Below are 11,030 nucleotides of genomic sequence, written 5' to 3'. Positions count from 1 at the left end.
CCTTTACAATGTAATTATTTTTTATTATTTCTAGTAAGTAATTACCAAATAATATTAGATTTAGTCTTCTTAATTAAAGTATAACAGTAGAATAATTATAAAAAGTATCTAAAAGATTACAAATATATGTAAGAAAACTTAATGATAACATATTAAATGTAAAAAAATAATTATTTTATGAAGAGGTTTAAATTTATTAATATTCATACTGTAATTCATGTATACAAGGAGATGTCCTTATGAAATTAAAAAATTTGTACCATTTGTAATATCAGTATTGATGATTTTTCAAGTATATGTACCATTTGCAATTGCTGAAAAAGACTCTAATGGTAATATAATGTTAAACAACAAAAATATCAAAATATGTTGTTCATATTAAATGTAGAGTGTATATAGCTATAAACTAAAAATTTCATATAAATGAAGAAAAATACATGGAATAATTTGTTGTATTACTTAAAAATAAAAGAAAAAGGGTAATAAAATAGTTTATAGGTCATGGTAATAAAAAGTATTAAAAAAGAGTGCATAAGCACTCCAATTGTGAGAAATATATACATAAAATCATTATTACAACAATGAAAAATGTACATATAAGAGACGTTTTGTGTCTGTTTTAAGTAATAATATTTTAGTATTAACTAAATGTTTATCACAATAATAAAAAAGAAAAAGGAGTATTTTGTACTCCATTTGTCAAAAATATAAAACTTTTATATAAGATTATTATAACACAATTGATAAAAGTGTAAAGATATATAATGAATTTATAAAGAAAAATAAAATAAAAAATATAAATTCTAATCACAGGATTTATATTTTTGTATAGAAAATAATTATTCTATTCTTAAATAGCATGTCTAAACTGGATAATAATTTATTATTATTGTTTTCAATGTTTTTTCCCCTTGATTATGATATGTATGCATTGATTCAGCTGAAAAACAAATAGAGTCATTTTCTCTAAGTTGATAAATAGAGTCATTTACTTCTAATTTTAATTGACCTTCTATAATCATAATATATTCTTGTGATTTTTCAGAATGACCAACCGATGTATAGCTATGACCTTCCTCTAATTCCATTTGAAATAATTCGAAGTTTCTAGTTGGTGTATTAGGATAATAACAATAAAGACGATACTCTTTATTCTCTGAAACTTGTACATCTATATCATCTTTTGAAACAATAAAAGTTTCATTTTGAGGTTGGTCAAGTATTGCAGTATATGGAACATTTAGTCCACTTGCAATTTTCCAAATTGTATTTACTGTGGGATTAGAGTCTCCCTTTTCAATCTGTGATAGCATGACTTTACTTACACCAGATAATTCGGCAAGTTGGCCTAGACTTAAGTTACGTTCATTACGTAATCTATTTAGATTTTTAGCAATAATAGTACTAATAGTCATATTAACTCCTTAAAATGTAAATTATTGACAAATATAATTTACGAATGTATAATTTATTTAACGTTATTTATAATTTACAAATGTATAATATAATAAACGTTAAATATACTATACATCCGTAATATAAATTATACTGCATAAAGAGTTGTTTTTCAACAGATGATAGTTGAGAGATTAAGGGGGAATTGTAATGCGTGTACTTAATAATGTTACAGAAGCTATAGGTAATACCCATATGTTATGTTTATCTAAAATAGCAGATGAATTTGGAGTTCAGGGTAATATTTATGCAAAGATGGAATACTTAAATCCAGGATTTAGTAAAAAGGACCGTGTAGCATTACAAATGATTACAGAAGCAGAAAATGCAGGGTTATTAGTTCCAGGTCAAGCAGTTGTGGAATTAACAAGTGGTAATACTGGAACAGGATTAGCAATTGCTTGTGCATGTAAAGGCTATAAATTTATAGCATGTATGTCAAAAGGAAATTCTATGGAAAGAGCAAGAATGATGAAAGCTTTAGGAGCAGAAGTAGTTATTGTAGACCAAATGCCTAATTCAGTTCACGGACAGATATCTGGTGAAGATTTAGCACTAGTAGAGATTGAGGCTCAAAGAATAGCAAAAGAAAGAAATGCATTTAGAGCAGACCAATTCAACCTAGAAGCTTGTAATCATGCACATGAACATTATACAGCAGAAGAAATGTGGGAACAATTGGATGGAAATATTGATGTATTTGTAGATTTTCTTGGAAGTGGTAGTACTTTTGCTGGATGTTCAAAAACACTTAAAAAACATAATTCTGATATTAAATGTTATATAGTTGAACCTGAAACAGCAGCAATTTATTCAGGGAAAGAAATAACTGACCAAGGGCACAAAATACAAGGTGGAGGCTATTCTATGGATTTGCCACTAGTAGATAAAAAGCTTATTGATGGTTATATTCAAGTTACAGATGATGAAGCAACTGATGTAGCAAGAAAACTGGCTAAACTAGAAGGTGTATTTGCAGGCTTTTCTTCAGGAGCAAATGTATGTGCAGCAATTAAGTTATTAAAAAGCACTGAAAAAGGGAAAAATATAGTTTTGACTCTTAATGATAGTGGTCTAAAATACTTGAGTACTGACTTATATGAAGAATTATAATCAATGATACAATATTTCTTAAATTAAATATATAGATTTAAATTGTAAAAAGTATCTCAATATAATTTTTTAAAATTATAAAAGGAGATACTTTTTTATTAAAAAATAGAATCAATTTAGTAATATAATTTTCCAAGACCTTCACATCCATATTCATCTGCTAAATCTTTATGGAATGTAGTTTTTATCACTTCTATCTTACATTTCTTCATAAAATTCATCTCCTTATAGATTTATTTATATAAGTATATGTTCTGTTTCATGTTTGAACAAGTACTTACTTTCAAGTAAAGTACTAACGTTTAGGAGAGTGCTTTTATTATAGCACTAGGACTAAATAGTAATGAAAGGCTATAACATATAAGGTTTAACAAATATAATTTCTATTATATTTAGATATGTTTTTTAGATTATTAATGGAAAACAGTTATAGTTTTTTGAGTTAATAAGCTGACTATTTGTTTTCCAAAAGAAGATTATGTTAATATATGTATTTTTAATATGTGAAACTTATAAATAATATTAAAATAAGATACTTAATTAATGATATAAAATATGGAAAAATTTTTGAGCGTTTAATTTTTTTGCTAAATTAAAAATATTAAAGTTAATCTATAAGTATAGAATATATTCTAAGAGATATTTTTATAATTACTAAATAAAATAAATTAATCAATATAGTTCTTTAATATAAACAAAAAATAAAAAATATATATAAATAAAATGATTGTTTTTCTTGTATTATTTATATAAATATTGAAATTTGTCTAGTTATACGTTTTTGTTGACCAGTTATGCAGTTGATATTGAATATTCTAAATATTGATGTTATTTTATAGGTGGTTTAAACATACCAGGGGGATTTTATAGATGTGATTTGTGTGATTTATAGAGAATGTATAAAATAGTAAAAGTTTAGAGTCATATTTGATGATATTTCAGAATATATGTATAGAATGATTCTTGTACATTAAGTTATATATAAGGAATGTGTAATTTGTATTGGATGATTTATTTTTATGGTCTATGCTTTTAACTTCTCTAATGAAAAAGTAAAGATGTACTCCCAATACATCTTTACTTTAGCAGAAGTTATAGTTACTTATAAAGTACAAAAAAATTATATATTTATTAAGGTAGATAAATCTAAAAAGGTTTTTCTAGAAAACTTAATTTTAATTATATCTACTTACTAACAATAAAACTTGATGTAAGCAGGTTTCAACTACAGTTTCTCCATATTCTGATATAAAATCATCTAACTGTGTATCTAAAAAATTACAATAATCATATGAACTACTGATGTAAGCAGTTAGTATATGTGTACATTTGTCTATTTCTCCAATAAACATATTATCCATCCCCCTAAAAAATTTAGTAAAAATAAAAAAGTTTATTTTAGTAACCAATTAACATAACTTATAAAATTTTTTAGTACTAGTTCCTATAACTTAACTTTATAAAACTAAATATTCCTAGTTTTACCAATTTAGTTTTATTCTACAAATATATAATACTAGAAGATGCCTTATTATTCAACATGCTTGTTTGAGAATATAAAATATTCTAAAATTATACTTGTTTTTAAAAAGAAGATTCAAGGATAAATAAAGTTATATGCAACTATTTAATAACCTTTCCACAATAAGGACAGTAGACGCCATTCTTCAAAAATTCCATCTTTAAATCTAAACAATGACTACAGTTTGGACAACATTGAACTACTCAATCTTAACTACCTTCGGTAATTCCTTTTAACTTATATTACAGGCTTACATCTCCACCCTACTTACGTTGAGGATGGAGTATTTCGCCTAGTTTTGATAAATAAAATAATTTAAGCTTTATTTAAGGTTAGAATTACATTTATATAAGATTTAAGTTTTAATATATATGTATAAATAAAATGATTTAGGAGGAGAAGTATATTGGTAAATTGGGAAATAAAAAAATTGGTTAAATCGAAGAGTATGTATATATCTCTAGGGATACTAATGTTAATACTACTAATCAGTATATTTATTAGACCTGTTTTAGAAACAGAGAATTATTATATAGATAAAGAAAAAGGTCGTATAGAAGATACAAGGAGTAGTAGTAATATAGGAAATGATAAATTTCAAAGCAAGATTAATGTTTTAAAACAATTTTCAAATCAAACAGGTATAGATGAATTTTCTAAAAAAATTAAATTAATATCAAAGAACAAACTTGATAATATAAGTGTAAATGAATATAAAGATATTAATTTTTGGAAGGTATTTAATTATAGAGCTACAAATTCACTTATAAATGTAGGAATGTTAATCATTATATCTATAATGATATCAAATATTTATATAGACGAAGTAGTTTCCTCAGCAAGAGATATCATACTATCATCAAAAGAGAAGAAAAAAGCATTAAAATCTAAAATATTTGTTGCTTTATTAGTTCCATTAATAATTTATTTTTTTTATTTAATGGGAATATTCATTATAACTTTTATACAGCAAGGGATACCCATTAATGGAGATTTGGAATCTTTTAGAATAGTAGACAATATAGCTATATTGAAAACTAATTCCAGTATAACAAATTATGCAATATCAAATATAGGTATAGAGCTTTTAATGTTTGAAGGATGGGCTATGATAGCCATATTAGGGTCATTTATAAGTAAATCTTCAATATCATCAATAAGTTTTTTTATATTTATCATAGCTATAAGTAAGATAATGTCAGTAATTAATATATTACCTAAAAAAATACTTTCAGTTATTTCAACTGTAAATTATTATGATTTGATATTTGGTTTTAATAAAATAATAGGAAATTATCTAGGTGATATTATGATATTTAAAATGAATATAGATATTGTTAATCTATTGATAGGATTTTTGATAGCAATATTTATAGGTGTTATGTCATTATGTTTTTTAGTAATAAAGTCAGATTATATAAGTAGATAAAAGGAGAGCTAAAATGAATAAATTAGAAATAAAAAATATTTCAAAAATATATGGTAAAAAAGTAGCAAATGATAAGATTACAGTAACTCTGGGAAATGGAGTTTATGGTCTTTTAGGACCAAATGGAGCAGGAAAATCAACCCTAATGAAACAAATAACAACATTGATAAAACCTGATGAAGGTCAGATACTTTACAATGGGGAAGATGTATTTAAGATGGATGATAAGTATAGAAATATTTTAGGTTATTTACCACAAGAATTTGGAGTTTATAAAAATTTTACAGCAAAACAATTTTTACAGTATATTGGAGCTTTAAAAGGTTTAAAGGGAAAAGATTTAAGTAGTAAGATAGGAGAACTATTAGATTTAGTAGGACTTTATGATGTGAGAAATAAGTCTATAGGAAAGTTTTCTGGAGGGATGAAGAGGAGAGTTGGTATAGCACAAGTTTTATTAAACGATCCTAAGATAATAGTACTTGATGAACCAACAGCAGGTCTTGACCCACAAGAAAGAGCTAGATTTAGGAATTTAATAGCAAAAATATCTAGAGATAAGATAATGATACTTTCTACTCATATAATTTCCGATATAGAATCAGTTGCAAAAGAAACAATAATGATTAAAAATGGTAAACTTCTAATGAAAGGAACACACAAAGAAATATTAAGCCATATGGAAAACAAAGTATATAATATTCAAGTTAAAAATGAATATGAAGTTAATAATATACAATCTAAGTATAAGGTTATAAGTATTCAAAGTGATGTTGATTCAATAGTACTTAGAATTGTTGCAGATAATATTCCAACCGAAACTAATACACAACCAGTTCAAGCAAAATTTGAAGATGTATATATGTTTTATTTTGATTTAGAAGATACAAAGGAGGTGTAGTAGAAATGATATATTTAGTTAATGCTGAAATGATAAAAATATTAAAATTAAGAAGCATTTGGATAATTTGGGCGTTTTTACTATTTTTTGGATTTCTTCTGATTAAAAAGTTTGATGTTTTAGATACTTATGCAGATATATTTTACAAGATAGAAGGCTCCATACCTCTAATAGGTTTAATAATGTTTATAATAACTTCTGGAAGTTACACTAAAGAATATGATTCTAATATGACTGGTTTAATAAATACGACTAAAAATGGAAAGAAATCAGCAGTTTTATCAAAAATAATAGCTAATGGTTTAATTTTATCTATTATTAATATTTCTTTTATATTATTAGTAGGAATTAGAGGATTTAGTTTTTTTGGCTTTAAAAATTTAGATGAACCGATTAAGAATTTATGGTATTTTGGGAGTAGTAGCTTAAACCTCACAGTGATACAAATGTATCTAATTATTATAGGCACTGCTATTTTTGCTTCCTTTATATTTGCACAAATAGGCTTAACACTTTCATCTATATTTAAATCAGCTATAATTCCATTTATATTAGGCGGATTGATTAAAAAATAGCTATGCACACTTGTGACTTTAGTCATGAGTTAGTAGCTAAATTAGTCAGCATATAGGGAAACTTATATGTAGAGATAGGATATAACCTATCCAATACTACTTGAATTGCTAAAAACCCCTAAAGCTAACCAAACTAAAACATAAGGATGAAATAAACCTAAGTGTGAAAGTTACGAAAGTAGAAAAAATTGGTTAGATGGTATAAGGTTAAACCCTAAGTACTTTAAAATGGGCAATCAGCAGGTAAGCTCCGAATAGGAGAAACTTCAACGACTATTCCTCTTGAGGGAAGTACACTACAAGTTATCGGTAGTGGAAGTGGGTAGACCTTAACGGATAATGCCGAAGGATAAGATATAGTCTGTGCTTGCATGAAAGTGTAAGAAGTTCATAAGAGAACTGCATAGGTAGTAGCGAACTTATGTGAACGACAACCTCAAAAATGATAAAAGTTAAGATTTGCGTTTCTTACGTATGTTATTTAAAAATAAATATAAAAACCTTAAGAATACTTGTTTTAAGTAGTTACATATGTTAATATTATGTTGGGTGATGAAAAATGGAAGTGACTCATGGTAGAGGGTATGTGTATTTAGTACAATACCATATAGTATGGTGTGTAAAATATAGACATCCAGTATTAACAAATGAAATTGAAGAAGATTTAATTAATATATTAAACAAAATAGCTAAAGATAATAAATTTCAAATATTAGAATGTAATAGTGATAAAGACCACATACATTTACTAATAAATTGTTCACCACAACACTATATACCAGATATGATAAAAGCATTAAAAGGTGTATCGGCAAGGTTGTTAATGAAAAAACATGGAGAACAGTTGAAAAAGAAATTATGGGGAGGACATCTTTGGAATCCTAGTTATTTCGTTGCTACTGTATCAGAAAATACAGAAGAACAGATAAGAAAATATATTAATAATCAGAAAAAGCAAGTAAAGTGAGGTGGTAGTAGTGGAAAAAGCTTATAAGTTTAGAATATATCCAAATAAAAAACAGCAAGAGCTAATTAACAAAACTTTTGGATGTTGTAGATTTGTATATAATAAATATCTTGCTAAAAGAATAGATGTTTATAAAAACGATAAAGAAACTTTTACTTATAAACAGTGTAGTTCTGATTTAACTAATTTAAAAAAAGAATTAAAATGGCTTAAAGAACCTGACAAATTTTCACTACAAAACGCCCTAAAAGATTTAGAAAACGCATATGAAAAATTCTTTAAAGAAAAGGCAGGATTTCCTAAATTTAAATCAAAGAAAACTAATAGATTTTCATATAAAACTAACTTTACAAATGGAAACATTATGTATTGTGGTCAACATATAAAACTACCTAAACTTGGTATGGTTAAGATAAGGGATAAACAAGTACCTCAAGGTAGAATACTTAATGCTACTATATCTAAAGAACCAAGTGGTAGATATTATGTATCATTATGCTGTACTGATGTAGATATTGAAGCATTTGAAAATACTAATAATCAGATAGGTTTAGATTTAGGAATTAAAGAATTTTGTATCTCAAGTTGTGGAGAATTTATAGAAAATCCTAAGTATCTTAAGAAGTCATTAAACAAACTTGCTAAATTACAAAGAGAATTATCGAGAAAGACAATCGGTAGTTTAAATAGGAATAAAGCAAGATTAAAAGTTGCAAGACTTCAAGAACATATAGCCAATCAAAGAAATGATTTTCTACAAAAACTATCTACTAAACTAATAAAAGAGAACGATATTATTTGCATAGAAGATTTACAAGTAAAGAATATGATTAAAAATCATAAACTATCTCGCTTAATTTCTGATGTATCATGGTCAGAGTTTATTCGTCAATTAGAATACAAGGCTAATTGGTATGGTAGAAAAATTGTAAAAGTAGGTAAATTCTTTGCAAGTTCACAAATATGCAATAAATGTGGGTACAAAAACGAGGAAGTGAAGGACTTAAATATAAGAGAATGGATTTGTCCTAGTTGTAATGAAACTCACGATAGAGATATAAATGCAAGTATAAATATATTAAAAGAAGGATTAAGATTAATAACAATTCAAAATAAATAACTTATGTAAGAACCGTAGGAACTACGGGGATAGCCTGTGGAGAATTAGTAAGACATATTTTATATGCAAAATTCTATGAAGCAGGAACCCTGTGACTTTAGTCATGGGAGGTTCAGAATAGGGATTTTTTTATTGAGTTAGAAGTGATTTTTAAATCTGGAAGAAAAGAGTTTAAGGGAATTGCGATAGAGGAAGATAATAAGTATAAATTTAATTTTAAAGGGAAATCAGATTTATATACATTTAATGAATTGCTTAAGAATATTTCTAAAGAAGCAGAAAACTATGATGGATTAGTGTTTAAATATGTTGAGCGAGGAACTATTGTTGTAATTGAAGGAGACAATAAGAAAGTAAATGTAAAATATCTAGACAATAAAGAAGAAGTCCCTAAAATAGACGAATTTACAGCATCTCAAATAAAAAACAGAGATTATTATGTAAAAGTAGGACAGGCAAATGCGCTTTTAAAAGAAATTGGAGTACTTACAAAAGATGGTAAGATAAAAAATGATAAAATAAGAAAATACAATCAGATAGACCATTTTGTTGAATTGATAGATAATATCTTAAAAGAAATACAGGATAAAGATTGTATAACTATCTTGGATTGTGCTTGTGGTAAATCTTATCTAAGTTTTGTTTTAAACTTTTATATAAAAGAAGTATTAAAGAAAAACTGTTATTTTATAGGTATAGATTATTCAGATGTAGTTATAGAAGCATCAAGAAATATGGCTAAAAACTTAGGTTATAAAAATATGTCATTTATAAAAGAGGACTTAACTAATTATACACCTAATAGAGATGTTGACCTTGTGATAAGTTTACATGCTTGTGATACAGCGACAGATATGGCAATAGGTCTAGGAATTAGAGCAAAATCTGAAGCTATAGTAGTAGTACCCTGTTGCCATAAAGAACTATTAGGGCAATATAGATATGAAGCTATGGAGCCAATATTAAAACATGGAGTATTTAAAGCTAGATTTGCAGATTTAATAACTGATGGTCTAAGAACTTTGTTATTAGAAGGCAACGGATATGATACTTCTGTGGTAGAATACATATCTCCACTTGATACACCAAAAAATTTAATGATAAGAGCAATAAAAACTAAAGCAAATAATGATAAAGCATTAAGAGAGTATAAAGAGCTAAAAGCACAATTTGGAGTGGAACCAACCTTAGAAAAACTTATATATTAGTTAAAAATGTAAAATTTACGAAAAGCTTGCTTAAATATGCAAGCTTTTTGGTATTATATAGGTATAGTCATATCTAGAGTTTTGATTTATAATTAAAGCTGTGTTATAATATTTGATTAATCAAATCAATAAATGTTACATGGAGGTATAAATGAACAAATTAAATATATGTATTGATATAGATGGAACAATAACAAGCCCTTATCATTTTCTTCCATATCTAAATGATATTTTTAATAAAAATATAACTGAAGTAGAGTGTGTTACCCATAATTGGGAAGAATTATATGGTTCAGGAATAAGAGATGTATATGCAGAGTTTAACAATAAGTATAGACATTCCTATGATGAAGCAAAGATTGTAGAGGGAGCTACGGAAGTAATTAGCGAATTATCTAAAGGGCATAATTTATCTTTTGTAACGGCCAGACATGAGTGTTTAACTGATGTAACTAAAAATTGGCTTTTAAGACATGGATTTTCAGATATAGATGTTTACTTATTAGGAAGTGATTATAAAGTTGAAAAGGCAAGAGAACTGAGTTGTGACATATTTATAGAAGATAATCCTTTAAACTCAGTACAACTAGCTGATGAGGGTGTTAAAGTAATACTTTTGGACACTAACTATAATAAATATGTTAAACATCAAAATATAGTTAGAGTTAATAATTGGATAGATATTAAAAAGATTATAAAACAAAGTGTTTAAAATATTAGTAAATTGAAAGGGGGAGCAT

The 11,030-nt window shown here is 26.2% G+C and carries 11 protein-coding genes; 9 read left to right on the top strand and 2 right to left on the bottom strand.

Features of this window, described 5'->3' with window-relative positions; genetic code table 11:
- Positions 1-217: 217 nt before the first annotated feature.
- Complete coding sequence (locus tag KGF42_RS12970) at positions 218-382, top strand: hypothetical protein (RefSeq protein ID WP_227821763.1); 165 nt, start codon at positions 218-220, stop codon at positions 380-382.
- 481 nt (positions 383-863) lie between these two features.
- Here KGF42_RS12970 and KGF42_RS12965 read toward each other — a convergent pair whose 3' ends face one another.
- The gene (locus KGF42_RS12965; RefSeq protein WP_227826463.1) at positions 864-1,415 is read right to left on the bottom strand and encodes an XRE family transcriptional regulator; all 552 of its coding nucleotides are present in this window, start codon (positions 1,413-1,415) and stop codon (positions 864-866) included.
- Between the two features lie 190 nt (positions 1,416-1,605).
- Here KGF42_RS12965 and KGF42_RS12960 point away from each other — a divergent pair, with 190 nt between their 5' ends.
- Positions 1,606-2,568, top strand: a complete 963-nt coding sequence (locus tag KGF42_RS12960) for a cysteine synthase family protein (RefSeq protein WP_227826462.1) — start codon at positions 1,606-1,608, stop codon at positions 2,566-2,568.
- 1,175 nt (positions 2,569-3,743) lie between these two features.
- Here KGF42_RS12960 and KGF42_RS12955 read toward each other — a convergent pair.
- Positions 3,744-3,920, bottom strand: coding sequence for a hypothetical protein (locus KGF42_RS12955; RefSeq protein WP_009889562.1), 177 nt, complete (start codon positions 3,918-3,920; stop codon positions 3,744-3,746).
- Between the two features lie 576 nt (positions 3,921-4,496).
- Between KGF42_RS12955 and KGF42_RS12950 the strand changes: the two genes are divergently transcribed.
- From KGF42_RS12950 to KGF42_RS12920, 7 genes are all read left to right on the top strand, one after another.
- Entirely contained in the window at positions 4,497-5,519 is a 1,023-nt protein-coding gene (locus KGF42_RS12950) for a hypothetical protein (RefSeq protein WP_227826461.1), read from the top strand.
- A 13-nt stretch (positions 5,520-5,532) separates the two neighbouring features.
- Positions 5,533-6,420 (top strand): ABC transporter ATP-binding protein, encoded by an 888-nt coding sequence (locus KGF42_RS12945; protein ID WP_227826460.1) that lies wholly within the window; start codon positions 5,533-5,535, stop codon positions 6,418-6,420.
- Between the two features lie 5 nt (positions 6,421-6,425).
- The gene (locus KGF42_RS12940) at positions 6,426-6,995 is read left to right on the top strand and encodes an ABC transporter permease (protein ID WP_227826459.1); all 570 of its coding nucleotides are present in this window, start codon (positions 6,426-6,428) and stop codon (positions 6,993-6,995) included.
- Between the two features lie 559 nt (positions 6,996-7,554).
- A complete protein-coding gene (gene tnpA, locus KGF42_RS12935; protein ID WP_227826458.1) occupies positions 7,555-7,962 on the top strand; it encodes an IS200/IS605 family transposase in 408 nt (135 codons plus the stop codon).
- Between the two features lies 1 nt (position 7,963).
- On the top strand, positions 7,964-9,082 hold the full coding sequence (tnpB, locus tag KGF42_RS12930) for an IS200/IS605 family element RNA-guided endonuclease TnpB (RefSeq protein ID WP_227826457.1): 1,119 nt from the start codon (positions 7,964-7,966) through the stop codon (positions 9,080-9,082).
- A 143-nt stretch (positions 9,083-9,225) separates the two neighbouring features.
- The gene (locus tag KGF42_RS12925; RefSeq protein WP_227822841.1) at positions 9,226-10,290 is read left to right on the top strand and encodes a class I SAM-dependent methyltransferase; all 1,065 of its coding nucleotides are present in this window, start codon (positions 9,226-9,228) and stop codon (positions 10,288-10,290) included.
- A 151-nt stretch (positions 10,291-10,441) separates the two neighbouring features.
- Positions 10,442-11,002, top strand: a complete 561-nt coding sequence (locus KGF42_RS12920) for a 5' nucleotidase, NT5C type (RefSeq protein ID WP_227822840.1) — start codon at positions 10,442-10,444, stop codon at positions 11,000-11,002.
- Positions 11,003-11,030: the final 28 nt, after the last annotated feature.

Origin of the sequence: Clostridioides sp. ZZV15-6383 (assembly GCF_020657735.1) — a bacterium.
Classification (GTDB): Bacteria; Bacillota; Clostridia; order Peptostreptococcales; family Peptostreptococcaceae; genus Clostridioides; species Clostridioides difficile_D.
This window is presented reverse-complemented; position numbering and strand designations above follow the sequence as displayed.